Source organism: Lelliottia sp. EB106-05-01-XG201, assembly GCF_058791735.1.
In genome coordinates this window covers 583,782-607,896 of sequence record NZ_JBYTDV010000001.1, presented here as the reverse complement: position 1 = coordinate 607,896, position 24,115 = coordinate 583,782, and the positions used below count along the sequence as shown (strand labels likewise).

Annotated in this window: 22 protein-coding genes; 7 read left to right on the top strand and 15 right to left on the bottom strand. The window is 56.9% G+C overall.

The annotated features are described in order from the left end of the window. Positions 1-2 precede the first annotated feature (2 nt). Both AC3WS9_RS02830 and AC3WS9_RS02825 read right to left on the bottom strand, forming a co-directional pair. Positions 3-365 (bottom strand): SFCGS family glycine-rich protein, encoded by a 363-nt coding sequence (locus AC3WS9_RS02830; RefSeq protein ID WP_100777835.1) that lies wholly within the window; start codon positions 363-365, stop codon positions 3-5. 11 nt (positions 366-376) lie between these two features. Further along, positions 377-715 carry a glycine dehydrogenase gene (locus tag AC3WS9_RS02825; protein WP_282493366.1) on the bottom strand — a complete coding sequence of 113 codons (339 nt, stop codon included), beginning with the start codon at positions 713-715 and terminating at the stop codon, positions 377-379. Between the two features lie 419 nt (positions 716-1,134). Between AC3WS9_RS02825 and AC3WS9_RS02820 the strand changes: the two genes are divergently transcribed. Beyond that, entirely contained in the window at positions 1,135-1,290 is a 156-nt protein-coding gene (locus AC3WS9_RS02820) for a Hok/Gef family protein (protein ID WP_282493365.1), read from the top strand. Positions 1,291-1,360: 70 nt separating this feature from the next. Here AC3WS9_RS02820 and cybC read toward each other — a convergent pair whose 3' ends face one another. Both cybC and pmbA read right to left on the bottom strand, forming a co-directional pair. Further along, on the bottom strand, positions 1,361-1,747 hold the full coding sequence (cybC, locus tag AC3WS9_RS02815) for a cytochrome b562 (RefSeq protein ID WP_100777838.1): 387 nt from the start codon (positions 1,745-1,747) through the stop codon (positions 1,361-1,363). A gap of 28 nt (positions 1,748-1,775) precedes the next feature. After that, positions 1,776-3,128, bottom strand: a complete 1,353-nt coding sequence (gene pmbA, locus AC3WS9_RS02810) for a metalloprotease PmbA (protein WP_282493364.1) — start codon at positions 3,126-3,128, stop codon at positions 1,776-1,778. A gap of 94 nt (positions 3,129-3,222) precedes the next feature. On the opposite strand from pmbA, the gene yjgA reads away from it, so the two are divergent. Next, positions 3,223-3,774: a ribosome biogenesis factor YjgA gene (gene yjgA / locus AC3WS9_RS02805; protein WP_095280536.1), complete on the top strand. Its 552-nt coding sequence runs from the start codon at positions 3,223-3,225 to the stop codon at positions 3,772-3,774. A gap of 79 nt (positions 3,775-3,853) precedes the next feature. On the opposite strand, the gene mpl is transcribed toward yjgA, so the two are convergent. Further along, positions 3,854-5,227 (bottom strand): UDP-N-acetylmuramate:L-alanyl-gamma-D-glutamyl-meso-diaminopimelate ligase, encoded by a 1,374-nt coding sequence (gene mpl, locus AC3WS9_RS02800; protein ID WP_285150361.1) that lies wholly within the window; start codon positions 5,225-5,227, stop codon positions 3,854-3,856. A gap of 198 nt (positions 5,228-5,425) precedes the next feature. On the opposite strand from mpl, the gene fbp reads away from it, so the two are divergent. Together fbp and AC3WS9_RS02790 are read left to right on the top strand one after the other, a co-directional pair. Beyond that, a complete protein-coding gene (fbp, locus tag AC3WS9_RS02795; RefSeq protein ID WP_282493361.1) occupies positions 5,426-6,424 on the top strand; it encodes a class 1 fructose-bisphosphatase in 999 nt (332 codons plus the stop codon). A gap of 146 nt (positions 6,425-6,570) precedes the next feature. Then, positions 6,571-6,864 carry a helix-turn-helix domain-containing protein gene (locus AC3WS9_RS02790; protein WP_282493360.1) on the top strand — a complete coding sequence of 98 codons (294 nt, stop codon included), beginning with the start codon at positions 6,571-6,573 and terminating at the stop codon, positions 6,862-6,864. A 34-nt stretch (positions 6,865-6,898) separates the two neighbouring features. Here the strand turns inward: AC3WS9_RS02790 and AC3WS9_RS02785 are convergent, their stop codons facing one another. The 5 genes from AC3WS9_RS02785 to ytfQ form a co-directional block, all read right to left on the bottom strand. Then, entirely contained in the window at positions 6,899-8,467 is a 1,569-nt protein-coding gene (locus tag AC3WS9_RS02785) for a methyl-accepting chemotaxis protein (RefSeq protein ID WP_492486583.1), read from the bottom strand. Between the two features lie 93 nt (positions 8,468-8,560). Continuing rightward, positions 8,561-9,562: a galactofuranose ABC transporter, permease protein YjfF gene (gene yjfF, locus AC3WS9_RS02780; protein WP_282493358.1), complete on the bottom strand. Its 1,002-nt coding sequence runs from the start codon at positions 9,560-9,562 to the stop codon at positions 8,561-8,563. Beyond that, positions 9,549-10,574 carry a galactofuranose ABC transporter, ATP-binding protein YtfT gene (ytfT, locus tag AC3WS9_RS02775; RefSeq protein WP_324723472.1) on the bottom strand — a complete coding sequence of 342 codons (1,026 nt, stop codon included), beginning with the start codon at positions 10,572-10,574 and terminating at the stop codon, positions 9,549-9,551. The genes yjfF and ytfT overlap by 14 nt, the downstream gene beginning before the upstream one ends. A gap of 10 nt (positions 10,575-10,584) precedes the next feature. Beyond that, the gene (ytfR, locus tag AC3WS9_RS02770) at positions 10,585-12,087 is read right to left on the bottom strand and encodes a galactofuranose ABC transporter, ATP-binding protein YtfR (protein ID WP_492486581.1); all 1,503 of its coding nucleotides are present in this window, start codon (positions 12,085-12,087) and stop codon (positions 10,585-10,587) included. A gap of 111 nt (positions 12,088-12,198) precedes the next feature. Then, a complete protein-coding gene (gene ytfQ / locus AC3WS9_RS02765) occupies positions 12,199-13,155 on the bottom strand; it encodes a galactofuranose ABC transporter substrate-binding protein YtfQ (protein WP_095284160.1) in 957 nt (318 codons plus the stop codon). A 306-nt stretch (positions 13,156-13,461) separates the two neighbouring features. Here ytfQ and ppa point away from each other — a divergent pair, with 306 nt between their 5' ends. The 3 genes from ppa to AC3WS9_RS02750 all read left to right on the top strand — a co-directional run bounded on the left by ppa (position 13,462) and on the right by AC3WS9_RS02750 (position 17,305). Further along, complete coding sequence (gene ppa / locus AC3WS9_RS02760) at positions 13,462-13,992, top strand: inorganic diphosphatase (RefSeq protein WP_064324598.1); 531 nt, start codon at positions 13,462-13,464, stop codon at positions 13,990-13,992. A gap of 187 nt (positions 13,993-14,179) precedes the next feature. After that, positions 14,180-15,250 carry a 7-bladed beta-propeller protein YncE gene (gene yncE / locus AC3WS9_RS02755; RefSeq protein ID WP_285153609.1) on the top strand — a complete coding sequence of 357 codons (1,071 nt, stop codon included), beginning with the start codon at positions 14,180-14,182 and terminating at the stop codon, positions 15,248-15,250. A 72-nt stretch (positions 15,251-15,322) separates the two neighbouring features. Further along, the gene (locus AC3WS9_RS02750; RefSeq protein ID WP_285145748.1) at positions 15,323-17,305 is read left to right on the top strand and encodes a TonB-dependent receptor domain-containing protein; all 1,983 of its coding nucleotides are present in this window, start codon (positions 15,323-15,325) and stop codon (positions 17,303-17,305) included. Positions 17,306-17,402: 97 nt separating this feature from the next. On the opposite strand, the gene AC3WS9_RS02745 is transcribed toward AC3WS9_RS02750, so the two are convergent. The 5 genes from AC3WS9_RS02745 to tamA all read right to left on the bottom strand — a co-directional run bounded on the left by AC3WS9_RS02745 (position 17,403) and on the right by tamA (position 24,060). Then, a complete protein-coding gene (locus tag AC3WS9_RS02745; RefSeq protein WP_492486577.1) occupies positions 17,403-17,753 on the bottom strand; it encodes a type II toxin-antitoxin system ChpB family toxin in 351 nt (116 codons plus the stop codon). After that, positions 17,747-17,998, bottom strand: coding sequence for an AbrB/MazE/SpoVT family DNA-binding domain-containing protein (locus AC3WS9_RS02740; RefSeq protein WP_285157654.1), 252 nt, complete (start codon positions 17,996-17,998; stop codon positions 17,747-17,749). The genes AC3WS9_RS02745 and AC3WS9_RS02740 overlap by 7 nt, the downstream gene beginning before the upstream one ends. Positions 17,999-18,206: 208 nt before the next feature. Continuing rightward, positions 18,207-18,551: a gamma-glutamylcyclotransferase family protein gene (locus tag AC3WS9_RS02735; protein ID WP_492486575.1), complete on the bottom strand. Its 345-nt coding sequence runs from the start codon at positions 18,549-18,551 to the stop codon at positions 18,207-18,209. A gap of 2 nt (positions 18,552-18,553) precedes the next feature. Next, positions 18,554-22,330, bottom strand: a complete 3,777-nt coding sequence (gene tamB, locus AC3WS9_RS02730; protein ID WP_492486573.1) for an autotransporter assembly complex protein TamB — start codon at positions 22,328-22,330, stop codon at positions 18,554-18,556. After that, a complete protein-coding gene (gene tamA, locus AC3WS9_RS02725; RefSeq protein ID WP_282493350.1) occupies positions 22,327-24,060 on the bottom strand; it encodes an autotransporter assembly complex protein TamA in 1,734 nt (577 codons plus the stop codon). The genes tamB and tamA overlap by 4 nt, the downstream gene beginning before the upstream one ends. Between the last annotated feature and the right edge of the window lie 55 nt (positions 24,061-24,115).

The window sequence follows — 24,115 nt, the reverse complement described above, 5'->3', positions numbered from 1 at the left end:
GCTCAGGCGCCGTGCTTCTTCTGCCACGCCTGGACCAGACGCTCGCCCAGCTCTTCTTTATCCATAAAGCCAAAGCCCAGCACGTTGCAGCCTTCGTTGATGGCGGTGACGCCCTCTTCCACCGAACGCATGCCGTATTTGGCTTTGTAGCCGTATTTGGTCTGAGCGGTGATAGCGCCTGCGCCGCCGCTGCCGCAGAAAGAGATGCCGAAGGTGGCGTTTTCCGCTTTCATCACGTCGCCCAGCTTCATGTCCGCCGCCACGCCCGGAACCACAACCGCACGTCCGCCTGCTTTCTCAACGCCGATAGCCACTTTCTGGCCTTTGCCCAGACGATCGCCAATCACAACAGTAATTTGTTCCATGGTAGTGCTCCTTAAAGGTTGTCTTTCGCGACTTCGAAGTGAACGGAGAGCAGCCAAGCTTCTTCATCAGGAAGATTGCCGAACTGCGCCACCACTTCGCGGGCAAGTCGCATTGAATCTGCAGAAATTTCGTCAAACAGGTCGGCTTCAACGTCCGGCAGCGGTTCGCCGGTCACAGACCGGTGCGCCATCGCGCGAACGTGTGAAGTCAGCATTTGCACCTGGACGTCATTGGGAATGATGTTGTGCTGGCGAAGCAGCGTGAAAACTTGCTCCAGCATGGTGTCGGCGAGCTGTGCCGTTTGCGCTGCCTGTTCCCCAACGTCGTTCATTACCGCTCCGTTAATCACTCGTCTTACCCCGTTAATGGCTCTGGGATAAAACTAACGCTGGAGGTGAATTGTTTGTAGCGAGTTGTTTTCCACTTCGAAGTGGAAAGGAGAGCGGCACCAGTGATCTGTGCCACATAATTGCGGTGAATATGGATTATCAGCTGGATTTGCGTGATGAATGTCACGCGATTTGGTGGTCAAAGGGTACGGATGAGAGCGAAAAAGTTTACGAGCAGGCTCGTAGAAATGTGACGTGGATAAGGTTTTCTTATCGGGATTCGGTAGAGTGCGGGTGGGTGCTTGAGACTGACCGTCTCATGCATGGGACGGAAAGTGGAAAGCCCCTAACTGACTTAAAACCAGGGTCGGGGCCTTAAACGACACGTCCCAACACGTGTAGTTAGTGCCTTACCCGCTTTTAAAGCAAGGAGGCACCCATGAAGCAGCAGAAACCCATTATTAGGGCCCTGATGATTATTGCTTTGACAATAATCATCTTATCTCTGGTAAACCGGAAAACCCTGTGTGAAATTCGTTTTCATCAGGGTTCTTTGGAGTTAACTGCGCGGATGGACTGCCGCTCCGGAAAGTAAGGAGCTGACATGCGGAGGCAGGGAGTATGCCTCCGCATCACGAGAAAGGGCGTACAGCTCAGGCACCCAATTAACGGTACTTTTTGTGGTACTCGTTACGCGTGGTGACAAACCCGTCAGCGGCGGCCTGCGCCTCTTTCACTTTGCCTTCGTTGGCAAGCTTCAGAGCACCGTCAATCTGGCCGACCAGCACGTCAAAACCGTGGCGGAAATCTTTCATCTCCGCGCTGTCCGGTGCGGCGTTTTCCAGCTTCGGCGGCGTCGCTTTCTGCGCGTCGAGGGCGGCGGCGCGCATTTTGGTTAATGCGTCTTTCATTTCTGTAGCATTATCCGTTTTTTGCACCACTTTCAGATTGGTGCTGAGGGTGTCCATGTTGTCTTCAAGATCGGCGGAAAAGGCTGCCGAACTCATGACCAGGGTTGAAGCGACGACGACGGCTAACAGGCTTTTATACATTGCTCACTTCCTTTTTTATTATGAAAGATTATTGGCCGGCGATCTTCATCTCCGGCAACAGCACTGAACCACACTGTATATTGCTGCGCGTTTCAATATCGTTACCGACGGTCACAATATTGCGCCACATATCTTTTAAGTTACCGGCGATGGTGATTTCGCTCACCGGGTACTGAATTTCGCCGTTTTCGACCCAGAAGCCCGCCGCACCGCGCGAGTAATCCCCGGTGATGCCGCTCACGCCCTGGCCCATCAGCTCGGTGACCACCAGGCCGGTGCCCATCTGTTTGAGCATCTGCTCAAAGCTGAGACCCTGGCCTTCAATGCGCCAGTTGTGGATCCCGCCCGCGTGACCGGTGCTTTTCAGCCCCAGCTTGCGCGCGGAGTAGTTGGTCAGCAGCCACTGGGTCAGCACGCCGTCTTTGATGATGTCACGACGTTCCGTGCGCACGCCTTCGCTGTCGAACGGCGTGGACGCCAGGCCTTTCAGCAGGTGTGGATGTTCTTCGATGGTCAGCCATTCCGGCAGGATTTGTGTGCCCAGCGCGTCGAGCAGGAAGGTGGATTTACGGTAAACCGCCCCACCCGCAATCGCGCCCACCAGGTGACCAAACAGACCCGTCGCCACTTCATTGGCGAAGATCACCGGCGCTTTCATGGTAGAGAGTTTGCGCGGTGATAAACGGGACAGGGTGCGTTTCGCACACTCTTCGCCGACCCACTCCGGGGACTGCAAATCGCCCATCGCGCGGCCAATGGTGTAGGCGTAATCGCGCTCCATGTCGCCGTTCTCTTCGGCGATCACGCAGCTGGAGAGAGAGTGACGCGTTGAGCAGTAGCCCTGCAGCATGCCGTGGCTGTTGCCGAACACTTTGATCCCGTAGTGGCTGTTGAAGCTGCCGCCTTCGGTATTGGTGATGCGTTTATCCGCTTTCAGAGAGGCTTGCTCTGCGCGAGCCGCGTACTCAATGGCTTCGTCCGGAGACACTTCCGCCGGGTGGAACAGGTCGAGATCCGGCGCATCAAACGCCAGCAGCTCTTTGTCCGCCACGCCTGCGTACGGGTCTGGCGAAGTGTAGCGCGCGATATCCAGCGCGGCCTGCACGGTGCGCGCGATCGCATCCGGGCTCAAATCCGTCGACGAGGCGCTGCCTTTGCGATTCTGGTGATAAACCGTAATCCCCAGCGCGCCGTCACTGTTAAATTCAACGTTTTCCACTTCGCCAAAGCGGGTGCTGACGCTAATGCCCGTGGTCTTGCTGACCGCCACTTCTGCGCCATCGGATTGGCCTGAGGCCAGCATCAGTGCTGTGGATACCGCTTCTTCAAGAATCTTACGCTGCGCTTCAACTTGTGAGGTTACTTTCATCGCAAATGCCATACTGTAAGAGGGAGTTATCTGAAGTCTAACAGAGAACCGTTTTTCAGTGCGCGTCTTAACTGGTAACATTAGCCTCTTTTTTAAGGAGCCTGACATGACTAAGCAGCCCGAAGACTGGCTCGACGACGTTCCCGGTGATGACATCGAAGACGAAGATGATGAAATCATCTGGGTCAGTAAAAGTGAAATTAAACGCGACGCCGAAGAGTTAAAACAACTTGGTGCGGAAATGGTAGAGCTGGGTAAAAACGCGCTGGATAAACTCCCGCTCGACCCGGATCTGCGCGGAGCCATTGAACTGGCCCAACGTATCAAAAAAGAAGGCCGTCGCCGTCAGCTGCAGCTGATCGGTAAAATGCTGCGCCAGCGTGACGTAGAACCGATTCGCCAGGCGCTGGACAAGCTGAAGAACCGCCACAACCAGCAGGTTGCGCTGTTCCATAAGCTGGAGCAGATCCGCGACCGTCTCGTGGATAATGGCGACGACGCCGTCGCAGAAGTGTTGAACCTGTGGCCGGACGCCGACCGTCAGCAGTTACGTTCGCTTATCCGCAACGCGAAGAAAGAGAAAGAAGGGAATAAGCCGCCGAAATCTGCGCGCCTGATTTTCCAGTATCTGCGCGAGCTGGCTGAGAACGAAGGTTAAGTTTTTGCCGGATGGCGCTGCGCTTATCCGGCCTACGATCCCGTAGGCCCGGTAAGCAAAGCGCCACCGGGCACAACAGCTACTCTACCGCTTGTGCTTTCTTCGCCAGACCGTCCAGCAGTTTCTGATGAATCCCACCAAAACCACCGTTACTCATCACCAGAATGTGATCGCCCGGCTGGGCCGTTTTCACGATCATATCCGCCAGCGTATCCACGTCCGCATGCCAGTGCGCAGGCTGCACGCAGGCTTCGGCCACTTCCGCCACCTGCCACGGAATATGCTGCGGTTGCAACAGGAAGACTTCATCCGCGCGGCCTAACGACGGTGCGAGATCGTCCTTGCTAAGCCCCATTTTCATGGTGTTCGAACGCGGTTCCAGCACCGCCAGGATCCGCGCCGTACCGCCCACTTTGCCGCGCAGGGCAGCGAGCGTCGCGAGGATCGCCGTCGGGTGATGGGCGAAATCGTCGTAGACGGTCACGCCGTTGGCTTCGCCGCGCAGTTCAAGGCGACGACGGGCGTTGATGAACGAGTTCAGCGCATTCGCCGCATCGGCAGGCACTACGCCCACGTGACGCGCGGCGGCAATCGCCATCAGACCGTTATGCATGTTGTGTTCGCCGACCAGCGCCCACTTCACTTCGCCGACTTTCTCGCCGTCCAGCAACACTTCCCATTCGGACGCGTCGGTGGTCAGTTTCTTCGCCTGCCAGTGGCCCTGCTCGCCCACCAGCTCCTGCTCACTCCAGCAGCCCATCGCCATCGTCTGTTTCAGGTTGATGTCGTTTTCCGGGTAGATGATGCGGCCCTGGCCCGGCACGATGCGCACCAGGTGGTGGAACTGTTTTTGAATGGCTTTCAGATCGTCAAAGATGTCGGCGTGATCGAACTCAAGGTTGTTGAGGATCAGCGTACGCGGGCAGTAATGCACGAACTTGGAACGCTTATCGAAGAACGCGCAGTCGTATTCGTCCGCTTCAATCACAAAGAACGGGCTGTCGCCCAGACGCGCGGAGACGTCAAAATTCCCCGGTACGCCGCCGATCACAAAGCCCGGTTTGTAGCCGCAGGCTTCCAGGATCCAGGTTGCCATACCGGCGGTGGTGGTTTTGCCGTGCGTACCGGCAACGGCCAGCACCCAGCGATCGCGCAGCACGAAATCGTGCAGCCACTGCGGGCCAGACATGAACGGAATGTTGCGTTCCAGCACCGCTTCCACACACGGATTACCACGGGTCATGGCGTTGCCGATAATCACCAGATCGGGCTCGTCGTCCAGTTGGCTGGCGTCATATCCCGAAATCAGGTCGATGCCCTGCTTCTCGAGCAATGTGCTCATCGGCGGATACACATTGGCGTCCGAACCTGTCACCTCATGGCCTAAAGAGCGCGCCAGCATCGCCAGTCCGCCCATGAAAGTGCCACAAATCCCCAATATATGAATGCGCATACGTCACTATCCCTCTTCTGTGTGGCGCACATTTTACTCACATGTCAGCGCCAGAGAAACGCATTTCAGGTAAATCCGTATTTTGCTGGCGCGATTCACCTCTGCGCTAATATTTGAATGTTTGTTAAGATTGTTGGACTTCTGGCTTTATACGCAACATACGATCGCTTTACTCACATACGATGCAGGGAAAGTGTTATGAAAACGTTAGGTGAATTTATTGTCGAAAAGCAGCACGAGTTCTCTCATGCTACCGGTGAGCTCACTGCTTTGCTGTCGGCAATAAAGCTCGGCGCGAAGATCATCCACCGCGATATCAACAAGGCCGGTCTGGTCGATATCCTGGGTGCCAGCGGTGCCGAAAACGTGCAGGGCGAGGTGCAGCAAAAACTCGATCTGTTCGCCAATGAAAAACTGAAAGCCGCACTGCGCGCACGCGATATCGTCGCGGGCATCGCGTCCGAAGAAGAAGATGAAATCGTGGTTTTCGAAGGCTGCGAGCACGCCAAATACGTGGTGCTGATGGATCCGCTGGACGGCTCATCGAACATCGACGTTAACGTTTCTGTTGGCACGATCTTCTCCATCTATCGCCGCGTCACGCCCGTCGGCACGCCGGTCACGGAAGAAGATTTCCTCCAGCCGGGCAACAAGCAGGTGGCGGCCGGGTATGTGGTTTACGGCTCCTCCACCATGCTGGTGTACACCACCGGCTGCGGCGTACACGCCTTTACCTACGACCCGTCGCTGGGCGTGTTCTGCCTGTGCCAGGAGCGTATGCGTTACCCGGCCAGCGGCAGCACCTACTCCATTAACGAAGGCAATTACATCAAATTCCCGAATGGCGTGAAGAAGTACATCAAATTCTGCCAGGAAGAAGATAAGTTGACCCAGCGCCCGTATACCTCGCGCTACATCGGTTCTCTGGTGGCGGATTTTCACCGTAACCTGCTGAAAGGCGGCATTTATCTCTACCCAAGCACCGCCAGCCACCCGGAAGGGAAACTGCGTCTGCTGTATGAATGCAACCCGATGGCGTTCCTGGCGGAACAGGCCGGCGGCAAGGCGAGCGATGGTAAAGATCGCATCCTGGACATCATCCCGGAGAGTCTGCACCAGCGCCGTTCGTTCTTCGTCGGCAACGATCATATGGTCGAAGACGTCGAGCGTCTTATCCGCGAATACCCTGACGCATAATGCTTTTCTTACGGGGAGTTCCACTCCCCGTTCTTATTTATATATTTTACCGTATAAATGAATATAAAAATGGCGCTTTAATCTTCCCGCCCTGTCGCGCATTATTCTGAACAGTTGCGTAATTATTCAGAGGAGTGACTGTCAGGATGCAAAATTTTTCTCGTGCGAACACCGGTATTGATTTAAATCTTATCCCTGTCTTTATTGAGATCGTCCGTTGCGGCAGCATGGCGAAAGCCTCCATCCGTCTGGAGATGTCCCGCCCTGCGGTGAGCCTGGCGTTAAAACGTTTTAATCAACTCTTTGACGAGCCGTTATTTATTCGTAAAGGCTTATATCTTGAGCCGACGCCAAAAGCATTACAGTTAACCAATTCGCTGGAAAATTTAATGGCGGATATTCATCAAAATATTGGTGCAGTGAATACTACGGAAGTATAAACCCCGGCGCATTGCACGCCAGGGTTGATTATTATCAGGCCGTTTGTGCCGACAATTTAAATGACGACATCGCTTCAATCAGTTCGCGTGATTGCTCTTCCAGCGATCGCGTTGCCGCGGAAGACTGTTGTACCAGCGCGGCATTTTGCTGCGCGGTCTCGTCCATCTGATTGACCGCAATATTCACCTGCTCAATACCTCGACTCTGTTCCAGAGAGGCGTTGGCGATCTCACGCATCAGTTTGGTCATGCGCAGCACTTCCGTGGCGATCTCATCCATCGTCTCTCCGGCCTGTTGCGCCAGCTCGCTGCCTTCGTTGACGTGAGTCTGTGAATCGCTGATAAGCGTGCGGATCTCTTTCGCCGCATCGGCGCTTCGGCTGGCAAGGTTGCGAACTTCGCCGGCGACCACCGCAAAGCCCCGTCCCTGCTCGCCCGCACGCGCGGCTTCTACCGAGGCGTTGAGCGCCAGGATGTTGGTCTGGAAGGCGATACCGTCAATCACGCTCAGGATGTCGGCGATACGCGCCGAGCTGCCCGAGATATCGCGCATTTTTTCAATCACATAGCACACCATTTCGCTGCCGTGATCCGCCGTATCCGAGACGCTTTTCGCCATCTGGTGCGCCTGTTCGGCGTTGTCGGCGTTCTGTTTCACCGTGGCGGTGATCTCTTCCATGCTGGCCGCGGTCTGCTCAAGGGAGGTGGCCGTGGATTCCGTGCGCTGGGCCAGATTGATGTTGCCCGCCGTCAGTTCGCGGCTGCCCGTGTCAATCTGCGAGCTGGCATCGCGCACGCGCATCACCGAGCCCATCAGCGACTGGCGCATCTCTTCGATGGCCGCATTCAGCCGGTTGAACTCCTGGCTGGTCGGTTCGTTCAGGCTGTGGGTCAGATCGCCTGCTGCTACGCGCTCAAGCTGGGCGATAGATGCCAGCAGTGGCTTGAGCAGCATATGGCGCAGTGAAAGCCACGCCAGCACGATGATCCCGGCGGTCAGCAGCGCGGCGATCACGATCAGCATCATCACCCGATTTTTGCTCGACTGCACCGCTTTCACTTCTGATTTCCCGCGCTGTTCGCTCCACGACTGGAACGCCTGCATATCGTTATCAAACTGGCGTGCGACCGGGATCAGCTTGTTCTCCAGCAGATCGTAATAGGCATCGGCGCTCTGTTGGTTCAGCGCAGCGACCATCGGGGTGATCCCGTCGGTGTTATAGGTGGCGAAACTCGCCGCCACTTTATCCAGCAGCTGCTGCCCCTGAGGATTCTCAATCCCGCCGTCGATTACGCCTTTCAGCGTTTTTTGCGCCTGCGCGACTTCGCGATTAATGTTCTGCACGGATTTGGCAGCATCATCCAGCATGCCGATCTCCATCAGACGCACGGCCTGACCTGCCTCATTACGGGCGCGCAAAATCAGCGTGTAACCCGCGTTGAGCTGCACCATCTGCTCACCCTGCAGGTGATTGATGCGCTGTAAAGAAGAGGAACTCTGTGTGAGGGCATAGATGCCAATGCCGCTGACAATCAGCAGCAGAAGGGTCATAACGGCCAGTAACGAAAGCAAGCCGGTACGAATCGATAGCGTTTTCAGCATGATGTTATTTCCGGTAGCGAGATATTTCTGGACAGAAATAAAGGTTATCGACCGCTACCGGAAAAAGTTTACACTTTAAGCAAATTCAGGGTGTTATCTGTTGAGCGTTGTGGTGCTAACGCGCGTCACAGGCGAGCTGAGGCGGTTTTCCCACAGCACCGTCAGACCGCGCTGCAAGGCGATAAAGATGAATAGCAGAATCCCAATCGCGATTTTGGTCCACCATGAACTCAGCGTTCCGTCAAAATTGATGTAGGTCTGGATCAGGCCCTGGATCGCCACGCCAAACAGCGTCCCGAGCACCGTTCCGACGCCGCCGCTCAGCAGCGTGCCGCCAATCACCACCGACGCAATCGCGTCCAGTTCAACGCCCACGCCCGCCAGCGCGTAGCCCGCCTGGGTGTAGATCGAGAAGACAATCCCCGCCAGCGTTGCCAGCCCGGTAGAGAGCATATAGATGCGGATGGTGGTGCTACGGGTGGAGATCCCCATCAGGTTCGCCGAGGTCGCGCTGCCGCCGATGGCGTAGACCTGGTTGCCAAAACGGGTGCGGTGCGCGAGGAACATGCCGATCACCACCACGCCGAGCATCAGCAGCCCCATTGCGCTCAGACGCCCGCCGCCGGGGATTTTCCACGCCAGGCTGGAGAGGGTGTCGTAGATCGGGTGGTTAATCGGGATCGACTCTTCCGACACCAGATAACTCACGCCGCGCAGGAAAAACATCCCGGCGAGGGTAATGATAAACGCCGGGATCTTCAGGGCGTCGATCAGCAGCCCCATAAAGGCGCCAAACGCGCAGCCCATCACCAGCACCAGCGGGAAGGCCAGCAGCGGCGAGATCCCCCAGAACCCGATCGCTTTGGCGAGGAACACGCCGGTGAAAGCGATCACCGACCCGACGGAGAGATCGATCCCGCCGGAGAGGATCACGAAGGTCATGCCGACGGCGATGATCCCGAGAAACGCGTTATCCGTCAGGATGTTGCAGATCACACGCGTCGAGGCGAAACCGGGGAATTGCGTCAGGCAGTAGAGATAGCCCAGCACGAAGACGCCCAGGGTGATCATGAGCGGTAAGTTACGTTTTATCATGGCCGCGTATCCCCTTGATGATGCTAATAAAGCGCGACGACTGAACAATCAGCACGCAGAGCACAACCACCGCTTTGACCACCTGATTGAGCTCCGGCTGGAAGCCCGAAAGCAGAATGCCGGTGTTCATGCCCTGGATAATCAGCGCGCCAATCACCGACAGCAGCAGGTTAAAGCGCCCGCCCATCAGCGATCCGCCGCCGATCACCACCGCCAGAATCGCGTCCAGCTCCAGCCACAATCCGGCGTTGTTGGCATCGGCCCCGCGAATATCGGCGGCAACGATGATCCCGGCAATCGCCGCGCAGACCCCGCTCAGCACGTAGGTCAGCATCACCACCATGCGGGTGCTGACGCCGGCATTTTTCGCGGCGCGAATGTTGATCCCCACCGCTTCGATAAACATCCCCAGCGCCGTTTTACGGGTGAACAGCCAGAACACAATCAGCGTCACCAGGGCGATAATCACCGGCGTCGGGAACAGCAGCAGCCTGCCGCTGCCGAACCACGCCAGCTGCGGGGAGTCGAAGGTGACGATCTGCCCGGCGGTGATCAGCTGCGCCACCCCGCGCCCGGCGACCATCAGAATCAAGGTGGCGACGAACGGCTGGATTTTCAGAAGCGACACCAGGATCCCGTTCCACAGCCCCGCCAGCACGCCGGTGCCCAGCGCCGCTAAAATCACAACCGGCAGGCTGTGCCCGGCGACCGTCATCGAGGCGGCAGTCGCCCCCGCGATAGCCATGGTCGCGCCGACGGAGAGGTCGATCCCGCCGGTGGCAATGACCAGCGTCATGCCGATCGCCAGCAGCGCCACCGGTGCGGCGCGGTTTAAGATATCGATGGGGCTACCGAACAGGCGGCCATCCTGCAAAATAATCTGGAAAAAGTGCGGTGCGACGAGGCTATCGACCACCAGCACCAGCAGCAGCGCCACGATTTGCGGCGTGCCGGTGGGCCAGCTGAAGCGTCGCCTGGATTCGCCTTGCTTCGGAAGAGAACGGGGCATCACGATGTACTCCTTATGCCGCGATGGCATTCATGATCGCCGGAACCGAGAGTTCATCCAGCGGGATCTCTGCCACCTGCTTACGATCGCGCATGATGATCACGCGATCGGCATACCCCACCAGCTCTTCAAGTTCGGAGGAGATGACCAGCAGCGCCAGACCGTCGGCGCAGAGCGTTTCGATCAGGCGAATAATTTCCGCGTGCGCGCCGACGTCGATGCCGCGCGTTGGCTCGTCGAGGATCAGGAACTGCGGTTTGGTCAGCAGCCAGCGGGAGAGCAACACTTTTTGCTGGTTGCCGCCGGAGAGAAACTCGATCGGCTGCTCGGTGCTGGGGGTGCGAATGCCGAGCTGGCGAATAAAGCGCTCGGCGATGGCGATCTGCTCGCGCTTTGGAATCGGCCGCAGCCATCCGCGCTGGGCCTGCAATGCCAGGACGATATTTTCGCGCACCGAGGCGGCGGCAATGATCCCGTCGGTTTTCCGGTCTTCCGGACAAAAACCGATCCCCAGGCAGGAGGCCTGGTGCGGCGATCGCAGGGTTTGTGGTTTGCCTTTGATCATCGCACTGCCGCTGTCGGCAGGCTTAATGCCAAAGATCACCTCGGCGGTTTCGGTGCGTCCGGATCCTAATAAGCCCGCCAGACCGACGATTTCGCCGGGGCGTACTTCCAGGTTGAACGGCGTGATGGTGCCTTTTTTACCAAAATCTTTGAACGCGGCGACGGGTTTATCGCTCAGGAGCGTGCGGCCCGCACGCTGCAGCGCATGGGTGTCCAGCTCGCGGCCCAGCATCATTTTGACCAGCTCGATCTGCGGCAGCTCGCGGGTTTCGCGGCAGCCGACAAAACTGCCGTTGCGCAGGACGGTAATGCGATCGCTGACCTGATAAACCTGATCGAGGAAGTGGGTGACGAAGATCAGGCTGACGCCCTGATCGCGCAGCTGGCGCATCAGGGTAAAAAGCATTTCCACTTCCTGGGTATCGAGGCTGGCGGTGGGTTCGTCGAGGATCAGCACTTTGGCGGAGAGATCGATCGCCCGGCAAATGGCGACAATCTGCTGCATCGCCACCGAAAAGCGGTTCAGCGGCTCGCGCACGTCGAGGGAGAAACCGTAGGATTCCATCAGCCTGGTGGCGCGCGCTTCCATCTCTTTTCGGCGCAGCAGGCCGAAGCGGCGCGGCTCACGGCCAATAAACAGATTATCCGCCACCGACATGTTTGGCAGCAGGTTCACTTCCTGGTAAACCGTCCCGATACCCAGCTGTTGAGCGTGGGCGGTATTTTTCGGTGAGATGGCGTTGCCTTCCAGAAAAATGGTGCCGCGATCGGCGTGGTACACCCCGGTCAAGGCTTTGATCAGCGTCGATTTCCCGGCGCCGTTTTCCCCGAGCAGCGCCATGATTTCACCGCGACGCAGGCTGAAATCGACGTTATCCAGCGCTTTCACGCCGGGGAAGAATTTGCTTAATCCTTCGGTTCGGAGGATTTCCTGGTGTAGTTCTTGAGTCATGGTTCCTCCTGCATCACGCCGGATGGCGCTACGCTTATCCGGCCTACAAATGCGATTCCTGTAGGCCGGGTAAGCGCAGCGCCACCCGGCATTTTTCCTGACTGAGCGGCCTTAGTAGCCCATGTTTTTCTTCTTCTCTAACTCTTCTTTCGCCGTATCTGGCAGGTAGAGGGTAGATTTGGTGATGGTCAGCTGCTCAGGTTTGGTGCCGTCTTTTTTGAATTTCTCAAGGGCATCAAACGCCGGGCCGGCCATGTTTGGCGTCAGCTCGACGCTGGCGTTCGCTTCGCCGTCAATCATCGCTTTATAGATATCCGGCACGCCGTCGATGGAGCCGGTCAGGATATCTTTGCCCGGTTTCAGGCCCGCTTCTTTGATCGCCTGAATCGCGCCGATCACCATGTCATCGTTATGGGCGTAAACCATGCAGATATTCTTGCCGTTGTTTTCCGCCTTGATGAAGCTCTCCATCACCTCTTTACCTTTACTGCGGGTAAAGTCGCCGGACTGAGAACGGATGATTTTGATGTTTGGCGCTTTAGCGATGGCTTCCGCAAAGCCTTTCTTGCGGTCGATTGCCACGCTCGCGCCAACGGTGCCCTGCAGCTCCACGACGTTACACGGCTTGCCATCGACCTGCTTAATCAGCCAGTCACCAATCAGCTGCCCTTCGAGCACGTTGTTGGCGGTGACGGTGGTCATATAGAGAGATTTGTCTTTCACATCAATGGAACGGTCGAGCAGGAACACCGGAATTTCAGCGTCTTTCGCTTCTTTCAGCACCGGTTCCCAGCCTGTCGCCACCACCGGCGCGATGAAAATGGCATCAACGCCCTGGGCGATAAACGAACGCACCGCTTTGATCTGGTTTTCCTGTTTTTGCTGACCATCGGCGATTTTCAGCGTGATACCACGCTTTTGGGCCTCGCTTTTCGCGACGTTGGTTTCAGCCGCGCGCCAGCCGGATTCTGATCCGACCTGCGAAAAACCGACGGTTAAGGGGGCGGCCATCGCCATAGACGACATGGCTGCCGAAACTGCTGTGACAAGAAGTAAGCGCTTCCACATAATGATGTCCTCGTAGCCCAGGTTATTGTTGGTCAAAAGATGTTCTGCGAAAAAACTATAGCCAATGGAATATGTAACGGATTGCGTTACATCACACTTCGGAAAAGTGAATAAAACGTTAATCACAAGTTTGTAATCGCTTTCATTCGCTCATGAAATATGCGGCTGAGTTTATGGATTTTCCTGTCATGGAAAGGTTCTGAAAATGGCGCGGGGATGGGGATGAGAATGAAAACAGGCGGAGACTTTCGGCGTGAGTTGGCTATAATACTCGCCACTTGTTTAGCATACACATAGGACACTCACATGAGCTTACTCAACGTCCCTGCGGGTAAAGAACTGCCGGAAGACATCTACGTTGTTATCGAAATCCCGGCCAACGCAGATCCTATCAAATACGAAATCGACAAAGACACCGGTGCGCTGTTCGTTGACCGTTTCATGTCCACCGCGATGTTCTATCCGTGCAACTACGGTTACATCAACCACACCCTGTCTCTGGACGGTGACCCGGTAGACGTTCTGGTCCCGACTCCGTACCCACTGGCCCCAGGTTCTGTGGTTCGCTGCCGTCCAGTTGGCGTGCTGAAAATGACCGACGAAGCCGGTGAAGATGCGAAACTGGTTGCCGTTCCGCACACCAAACTGAGCAAAGAGTACGATCACATCAAAGATGTGAACGACCTGCCAGAACTGCTGAAAGCGCAGATCACCCACTTCTTCGAGCACTACAAAGATCTCGAGAAAGGCAAATGGGTTAAAGTTGACGGCTGGGACAACGCAGAAGCAGCGAAAGCTGAAATCGTTGCCTCCTTCGAGCGCGCTGCGAAGAAGTAATTCTTCCACCCTATGCGTTAAGCCCCGCACGTCGGGGCTTTTTTGTGCCCGCCATTTCATATCCCCTTAATATCTGACCGGTTATTGCCCCACCAGAAAAGGTAGTCATTGTTCACATTCGTCATTTGATAATGAGAGTGGATATCATTATCATTTGCAGTTCGTAAATAAATGTGAATAAACGTCAATGACCCTACACAATGTGAAGACCCTCAGCACCTCGATTCGCGCGGCAATGGCAGCGGCACTCATGCTGACCAGCGTGTCTGGCTTCTCGGCTGCATTGCCAGAGAAAGACTTTGTCACCCAGCCCGTGGGCCACGGTGTTTACGAGCTGGCCTACGACGGACAGGCAAAAGTGCTGTTTGCCGCCAGCGCTCCCTCGTTTGATAAAGACCAAACCAAAGGCAAAATCTACAAGCTGAACCTGGAAGATCTGACGGGGACCGGCGTGATTGAAACCACGCGCCGGGCGTTTGCCACTGCCCTTGACGAAGAAAATCATCTTCTCTACGTGGGCAACACGCTGGAAGGCTCCGTCACCGTGATCGACACCCGGACCGGCAAAGAGCTGGCCGTGATTCAGCTCGCCGACACCAGCAATCCGAAAGATATCGCCCACACCCGCGAAATGGTGCTCGATAAACAGCATCACCGCCTGTACGTCACCGCCGTGGTGGAAAAAGGCATCGTCTGGGTGATCGACACCGAAAAGCGTCAGCTGGTTAACACCCTGACCGATATGGGCGAATACCCGACCGGGCTGGCGGTGGACGCGGAGAAAAATCGTCTGTACGTGGTCAACGGTAAAAACGGGCTGATCGTCGTCGATACCCAGAGCGACAAGATCCTCAGCCGTTTCAACGTCGAACCAGAGAAAAAACACTTCTTCCTGAATATCGCGCTGGACAGCAAAAACAACCGCGCCTTCCTGACTGACCCGGATCTCCCGAAGGTTCTGGTGGTGGATATCCGCACCGGCAAAGTGCTCCATCACATCGACGTCACCAACTCGCTGGCGGTGCTTTACAACGAAAAACGTAACGAGATTTACGTCACGCACCGCAACGGCAAACTCATCAGCATTATCGACAGCCAGACGTACAAGGTGAAAAACAGCATTGCGACCACCGCGATGCCGAACAGTCTCGCCCTCTCCACCGACGGGAACGTGCTCTACGCCAGCGTCAAACAGGACGAGAAAGTGGCGAAAGAGAAACCGGATTACGTCATCAGAATCGCCCTCGATAAGCTCTGATTCCCTCACCAACCACACCCTGCGGCGTAAGACCGCGGGTGTTTTTTATTTTTCCTTTTTGGGTTTATGGCTATGAAAACGCGTCAATTAATGATGTTCACAGGCATGGTGGCGTTAACCGGCACGCTGGTTTTGCCCGCACAGGCAGATGATGAGATGGTGGTCACCGCCACCGGCTTTTCACAACAGAAAAAAGAAGCGCCCGCCACGATTTCCACGGTCGATCGCAAAACGCTGGATATTCAGCCCGACCAGACCATCGGCGATGCGATTAAAAATATCCCCGGCGTCTCCGTCTCTAACGGCGGCAGCGATATGGCCAACGGCAGCATCATGATGCGCGGGATGGACTCGAGCTACACGGCGTTTATGGTCAACAGCGTGAAGCAAAACACCAGCGAATCGCGCCCGTACGGCCAGGACATCGGTGCCGAAGCGGGCTTTTTACCGCCGATGGAAGCTATCGAGCGCATCGAGGTGATTCGCGGCCCGATGTCTTCCCTGTACGGCTCTGACGCCCTCGGCGGCGTGGTCAACGTGATCACCAAAAAACCTTACGGCGTGGCCGACTGGACGGGCGCTATCGCCGCCAACACCTGGCTGCAGGAGCATAAAGATCTGGGCAACACCAGTCAGCTGAACCTGTTCGCGATGGGGCCGCTGATTCAGGACAAGCTGGGCCTGAGCATTGCCGCTGACGGGCTGGATCGCCGCGATGACGAGCGCCAGAACTACTTCGGCAAGCACAACCGAAAATCCGTCGATGCTACGCTGGGCCTGAAAGCCAGCGACAATAACCTCTTCGACCTGAACGTGGTCGTGGGCGAGCAGGAAAAAAATCGCACCAAAAAACGCGGTACGCCGTGGATGTGGAAGTTCGATCGCGACGCCGTGACCCTCACCCATACGGGCTGGTACGCGGAGGACACCATTGCGACAACCAACTACATCAATTACGAGAAAGGGCGTTCGAAGTATCTGCTGGACAACACCTCGCCTGAGTACGTGCAGACTGAAAACTACGTTGCCAACTCGCAAACCACCTTCACTCTGGATAACCACAAGCTCACCGTCGGGGCGAACTTCACGCGCGAAGAGCTGAACGACCATTTCTATGAGTCAGGCAAAACGCTGCCGGGCGTCGAGCCCGTCACCAAAGTGACGCGTAATGGCTGGGCGCTGTTTGCAGAAGACGCCTGGACGATCAACGATTTTACCCTGACCAGCTCCGCTCGAGGCGATTACGACAGCTATTTCGGCGCGCACGTGACGCCAAAACTGTACGGCAACTGGGCGATTACCGATGCCTGGGCGCTGAAGGGCGGGATCTCCGCGGGCTATAAAAAACCGGAGCTGCGCGCCACCTCGGATCAGTTCGTCACCCCGCACGGGTCGACGCCGCCGTATCCGTTCCTGACCGTGGGTAACGACGATCTGAAACCGGAGAAAAGCGTCAACGCAGAAACGGGCCTCTACTGGACCGGCGAATCTGTGTCGCTGGACGGCACCGTCTTCTACACCCAGTTCAAGGACAAAATCTCTGAGCAGACGATCTGCGAAACCACCGCCACCAACCAGTGCGAAGTGAACGGCTACAAAGCCGATTCCGTCGATAAATACTTTAACGTCAGCAAAGCCGACGTTTACGGTATCGAGCTGAACGGCGACTGGCAGGTCACCCAGGATCTGAAAGCCAACGCGAACTACACGTACAACCACAGCGAGCAGAAATCCGGTGTGGATAAGGGCTACGCGCTGAACGACTACCCGCGTCACATGGCGAATGTGTCACTGAACTGGGCGGCGACGCAGTCTCTGGATCTGTGGAGCAATGCGAACTACCGCAGCAGCAACCGGGACAGCAACAGCGGCACAAAATATGAGGCTTACACGCTGGTCGATATCGGCGCGCGCTATAAGCTGAACAAGAATACGCAGCTGCTGGCGGGGATCTATAACCTGTTCGATGCGGACCCGAAACGCACCACCTCATGGGGCGATTACGGGCAGCTCGAAGGGCGCCGGTATAATCTTGGGGCGAGGATTGAGTTTTAATCCTGCGCCGTTTATTGCCGGGTGGCGCTTGCGCTTACCCGGCCTACTAAAGCTGCGATACCGTCATGTAAGCCGGCGCCACCCGGCAGAGTCAGCCTCAGTCGATAAGCGTTTGCAAACGCAGCAGCACATCTTCAACCACTTCATCTGCGGCCACACCCAGCCGTTTAGCCTGTCGGGCATTGAGATCCAGCATCCTGATCTGGTTAACCAGAACCACGCCCTGAATGTCCCCCTCTTTACAGCTCAGCGGCACGCTGAAACCCGCATAACGAGCGAAGTTGCCCCCCTGAGTGACAGGGGCAATTAACGTCATGCCTAACTGATTAAAATCACCGACTGACAGAACAAGCGCCGGCCGACTCTCCCCTTGTTGCTCATGGCCTCTTACGGGATCAAGCCCGACGAGCACAATATCTCCACGCTCAAAGATCGGGCGCGTTACCATACTTCATCACCCACGGGGCCGGATGTTCCCCAGATGTCCTGTTCGCTGATTTCTGGTGCTGTCGTATCGCACTGCGCCAGCAGTTCCTGAAGTGTGTAACGCTTTGCCACCGGAGTGAGCACTAACTGATTATTCATCACCTGAGCCTCCATACTCTGACCCGGTTGTAAACCGAGCGCTTTCATCACTGTGCCTGGAATGACCATACCTGCACTGTTTCCCCATTTTTTGATGGTTATACGCATGACTACCTCCATAGTTATACAAAGTATAACTTATGAAAGTGCGAGAACCGTTTTACGCCCACGCTTTTGTGAGTGCCAGCAAAAAAGTGCAGCAATTCGGTGTTTCGGAAAACGCATCGGAGAAAAAAGTGGAGTGCGGGGAAATTGCAGAACAGAACGCGAAGCATCTCGCAAAAAACAACGCCACCCGAAGATGGCGTTGTTCATCTCAGTACTGGTCTCTGTCTAACCAGTTACCGCTTTCAATCAGTTTCAATCCATCGATCGGACGCTGGTACACGTACATCCATGCACTGCCATACGGAGTCTGGATCAACTGGCGTGCATATTCACCGCCCCTGGTGCGCAAGGCATCAAGTTCGGCAAGTGTAGCGTTATCAATACGATAAACTTCACCCTGTACCGTTCCGTTCCCCGGAACCGCGCCTGGATAGTGGCCCAGACTGTACAACTGGTAGTTCTCGATATTGTAATTTCCCAGCAACTGGGCATTCGTCATCCAGTGACTGTTGCCTTGCCTGGTTCGTAAACTGCCGTATACAAATATTCGCATTGCTAAAACTCAAACTGATAGAGCAAATCGAGCGCCTGGTCTACGCCAGACACCGCTTCCAGATATAGCTTAGGCATCAGCCGATAGCGTAGCGTGAGTGTTGCCAGTGAGTCAAAGATCCCCACGCCATATTTCACCTGTAGACCCGGCAGTACATAGCCGCTGACCACCACCTGCGAAGAGTCACCGACTCCTTGGGTGTCCAGCGCCAGATTGCTTACGCCAAACGTCTCGCCGATTTTACCCACAACCTGCCCACTTTGTGCAACCCCCAGGCCGATTAACATTGAGGTCATCGCCGCACTATCGCTCTGCTGGCTGTCCAGACCCTGTCCGCGCAACAGATAAGAGAGCGCTTCCTGCTGCGACATCGCCGGATCGGAGAAGATTTCCGCCCGCGGCTCATCGGCAGAACCGGTGACGCGCACCCCGGCGATCACGTCGTTTTCCGTCGATTCAGGGTTACGAATCGCTTCAATGTTCAACAGCGGCTGGTCCGGCGGGCCGGAGAACAGCAGTTCACCTTTACGCACAATCAGATCCTGACCGTAAGCGTGGAAGCGACCTTCCGGAATATTGATCTGCCCGTTCAGGCCTAGCCCCTGCTGGTCCTGCGCCACTTTCAGGTCGCCCGTCAGGCGCGCTTTCAGGCCAAACGCATCGAGACGCACGTTATTGCCGACGTGAATTATCAGATTACTGTTAATCGGAATGCCGGCACTTTTGGTCTCAACTGGCTTCAGATCATTATTAAGCATCACCTCATCGCTGGAGACCCCGACGGCGCTTTCCGGCACGTCGTGAACCACGATGCGCGCCCACGGCACATCGACGCGACCATCAAGGGTAAACAGGCTCGGCGTGGCTTCGAACACCACATCCGGCGAGACGTCGAGGCGCACCATCGGCGGCACGGTGATACGCACCCGGCTGCCTTTCGCCGCCACGCGCGCGCGCCAGTTGTCGATCTGGCTCCAGTCCGCGTCACCGCTGAGGTTGATCTGCCCCTGCTGGGTGCGCACCACGCCCGCCAGCGTCGAGCTCATGCCGTTGAAGTTCATTGAAATCTGGCTCGGCTGCATATCAAACGGCATAAAGTTGCCGTCGATATCCACGCCGTTGAGCTGCATCTGACCAAACAGCTGCGGGCTTTGGGCATTCCCGCCCAGACGCAGATTGGCGCTGAGCATCCCCGCCGCTTTTTCGCCGCGGGAGAAGATCGGGTTGACCATCGCCAGGTTCATATTGCGGATATTGACGTTGCCGCCCAGGTTGCGTCGCCCCTGCGGATCGGTGATCTGCACCTGGCCGTCGAACTGACCGTTGTTGGTCAGACGAATCAGCCAGCCCAGTTCCGCGCGGTTGTTATGCAGATCCGCCGTCAGGTTCAGGGTCTCGAAGGCCACCGGCAGCGGCGCGTCGTTCACCGTCTGGGTCACTTTCACGTTACGCCCGGAGAGGGTCACGTTGCCCTGCGGCAGGCCCTCTTTGGTGGTGTCCCAGGAGACATCGGCTTTCCCGCTGAAAACGCCGCTGGCCTCGGTGGTCTCCGGCATAAACGGCTTGAGCATCGCCAGATCGAAGCGATTGAGATTCACCACCGCACGCCCTTCCGCGCCCGCATCAATGGTCTGCGGCACGCACAGCTCGGCGTTCGGGTTGGTCCAGCAGTGTGGCCCGATACTGATTTTCTGCTCGGCGTTGCGGTAATCCAGCGCGATGGAGCGGGAGAGCGTCAGCGGCCCGACCGGCGTGGTGAAGCGGGTGTTATCCAGAACCCCTTTCCAGCGCTCCTCTTTGCGATCGAAACTGCCCGTCAGATGCAGCTGACCGGAGACCGGCTCGCCCTGCACCCGCAACTGGAGATCGTGCTGCTTCTCGCTGCCTTTGGCATCCAGCGTCACGAGGCTGATATTCACGTCCGGCTGGGAAATGCGCTCGACGCGCAGGTTCAGGTTGCCCGCGATCTGATCGGTAGATTTGACGTCGCCTTTCACCAGCACGCGCGCAACGGACAGCTCCTGCCAGCGCAGATTGTTGGCGGTGATATCAGCCAGCAGCTGCGGTGCGTCCACCGTTCCGCGCACTTTCACCAGGCCTTTCGCGGTACCGCCGAGGCCCGGCAGGGCGTTGTCGAGATTCGGCGCGTCGATGGTGGCATCCAGATTGAGATCCTTCACGCCCAGCTCGCCTTTGATATCGGCAGTGTTTCGGCCCAGAGCGACGTGCAGATGCGGGATGATCCACTGCAGATAGCTGTTCCCGCGCAGGGCGCCTTCGACGTTCACTTTATTCTGCTTCACGTTGCCGGTGAGTTTGATCTCCGGCACCTCCATCTGCCAGCTTTCGCCGTACAGACTGCCGCGCGTTTTGATGGTTCCGTCGAGCTTCGACGGCCAGTCAGGCACCTCTTTCGCCGTGTTGATGCCTTTCAGGTTCAGCTCGCCGCGCCAGCTGATCGCTTTCTGCCAGTCGAGCAGCGCGGTCAGTTCGGTTTTGCCTTCCAGCGCCGCCACGGTGAGTTTATCGAGGTTAATCTGCTGCTCGTTGCCCTTTGCATCCAGAGTGATGTCCGCAGGCGGCAACCCTTCGCCCTTCACCGAGGTGCGGAACGACAGGGTGTAATCGGTCATTTTACCGCTCAGCTTGAGCTTGAGCTTATCGGCCTGGAACTGTTTTTCGCCGGTAAACGGCCAGTAAAGCTGTTCGCTCACCAGCTCCAGATTCAGCGGCAAACCGGCCTGCGCAAGCTGAGTCTGCCCGCGCAGCACCATATCCACCGGGCCGGAGAGATTAACGCCAAACTCCAGCTGCTCGCGCAGCGCACCGCCCACTTTCAGCTTCACCTTCTCGCCTTTCAGCGGGTCGATATTCAGGGCGCTGTTGAGGGTGATATCCACCGGCCAGTTGTCGCGCAGCAGCGCCTGTCCGGTCGCGTTAACGCTCCCCTGGTTGGTATCTATATCCAGCGCGTCGAGCTTCATGGTGCCGTCGATGCTGCTCACCTTCAACAGCATGTTGAACACGGTCAAATCTGTGTCGCCCGTCAGGCGCAGCTGTTCGCCTTTGAACTCTTCGATATTGAGGTTAAGCGGCAGATGAACGTCGGTCATCTCCGGCAGAACCGGCTTCGAGAAGAGATCTTTCAGGGTTTCGCCGAGCGGTTTTTCTTCCGGCTGCGGGTTCTGAATTTTCGGTTCGACGATCTCTTCCTGCGCCACTTTCGCCACTTTCGGCAGGGCAATCAGCAGCCCCTGCAGTGAGGTTGGCGTCAGGGTCAGGTTTTTCTCCTGCCAGCGCAGGCCGGAGGTGAAATCCATCACCGAGACGGTGGTGTCGTCGATCTTGATGTTGACGTTGTTGAGCGCCACGCGGTACAGCGCGATCGGGTATGGCGTCGAGAGGTTCAGCGGACCGCTCTCCTCTTCCTCCACCGGCGCGGATTTCGGCATTTTCTTTGAATCAATCGCCACGTTCACGTCTTTTAGCGACAGATCGTTGACGCACAGGCTGCTGTCACGCAGACAGCCGAGTTTCACCGCCAGATGAAACTCGCCCGCGTTCACCGCCACGCCCGGCTGCTGGTAGCGGATATTCTTAAGGCGCAGATCGCGCCAGCCGCCCGTCACCTGGCCGATCTCAAGCCCAGGCACCCAGCGGTTCGCCGCGTTAAACAGCAGATGCAGACCGGTGGTGGTGCCCACCAGGAATGCCACTGTGCCGAGCAGCAGCACGATAAAAATCAGCACACCGAGGCTTATCTTCTTCCATAAACTCATAATTCAGGCCCCAGACCGATGTAAAACTGTAAACCGTGTTCGTCTTTGTCGCCGACAGGAACGGCGAAATCGAGCTTGATCGGCCCGACCGGTGACTGCCAGCGCACGCCCACGCCCGCGCCGGTTTTGAAATCACTTTTGCGGATATCACTCACCGCTTCGCCGCCGTCGACGAACACCGCGCCCCACCATTTCCCGCTGACGTTGTACTGGTACTCCAGCGAGCCGGTTGCCAGTTTGGAGGCCCCCATCAGCTGGCCTTTGTCGTTTTTCGGGGAGATCGATTTGTATTTGTAGCCGCGAATACTGCGGTCGCCGCCCGCGAAGAATCGCAGGTCCGGCGGCACGCGTTCGAAATCGCCGGTTTCGATCCAGCCGAGGTTGCCGCGCGTCACAAAGCGGTGTTTGTCGTAAAGAGTCCGAATCCAGACGTTTTGCGCCTGCACCACCGAGAAATCGACGTCCGAGCCCCAGGCGGTGTTGGAGTAATCGATAGAATAGCGCTGGGAGTCGCCCCAGGTTGGCATCAGGCCACCGCGCGAACGGGTGCGGCTGATCATCACGCCCGGATAGAGCAGCATGGTGGTGTTGGTGACGTTAGCCTGGGTAAAGTGGTCGAGGCTCCAGCGCAGGTTAATCGCCCGCTGCCAGCCGCTGGAGAGGTCCCAGAAGCGCGACAGCGCAAGCGTTGTAGAGTCCGATTCCGTATCGTTCAAGTCGGTGCGCTTAAAGCCGCCCTGCACCAGGTAATACTGCTCCAGCGGGTTCTTCAGCAGCGGCATTTTGTAGCTGAAATCGAGCTGCTGTTCCGGCGCGGAGATACTGGCGCTAGTGGTCAGGCTGTGGCCGTAGGAGTTCATCCACGGCTTTTTCCACGTCGCTTTCACGCGCGGGCCGACGTCCGTTGAGTAACCCACACCGGTTTCGATGGTGTTTTCGGTGCGCGGGGAAACCACGCCATGCAGCGGCAAGACTTTCGTTTTACGCGACTTTTCGAATTCTGGCGCCACGACGACGGAGTTAAACCAGCCGGTCGCCGACAGACGGCGGTTCAGCTCGGCCAGATCTCGCGACTGGTAGTAATCCCCCTCTTTGAAGGGAATCAGGTTTTGCAGGTACTCTTCACGAATCTGCGAGCCTTCGAAGGTGACAGCCCCAAAGCGGTAGCGCTCGCCGCTGTCGTAATCGATATCCCAGAACGCCTGGCGGCGGTCGAGAGCAATCCCGAGCTGGCTTTTGTTGAACTGGCTGTCGAAGTAGCCCTTACGCAGCGCGACGCTGGTGAGCTCTTTTTTGAAGTGGTCGTAGTCGCCGTGATTCAGCACGGTGCCGACCTTCGGGCGCGTGCCCAGCAGATCCAGATAATCCCGGTCAGTACGCGCCCCGCCGCGCAGCACCACGTTGGTGCCGCCGATCAGCACCGGTTCGCCCTTGGAGACGCGGGCAATCAACACCTGACGGCCCTTGGCCGGTGGCGGACGTAAATCGAAATCAATGGTGGGTTCGTAGTAGCCCAGCGCTTTTAGCCCTTCGCGGATGGCATCATCCACGCGCGCGCGAAAGCGCCGGTCCGGCGTGACTTCGTCACTCTCAATGGTTGAAAGCTGTGCACGCACGTTTTTTTCCAGCGTCCCGGATAACCCCTCAACCTGCAAACGGACATTCGCCGCGCTGGCGACTCCGCTTGTCAGCAATAAACTGACCAAACATAACTGGCGGATCTTTGGCACGTTCTCTCCTGAATATCCTTGTTTCCACCCCTGGAAGCAATTGAAGTGCCGCTCC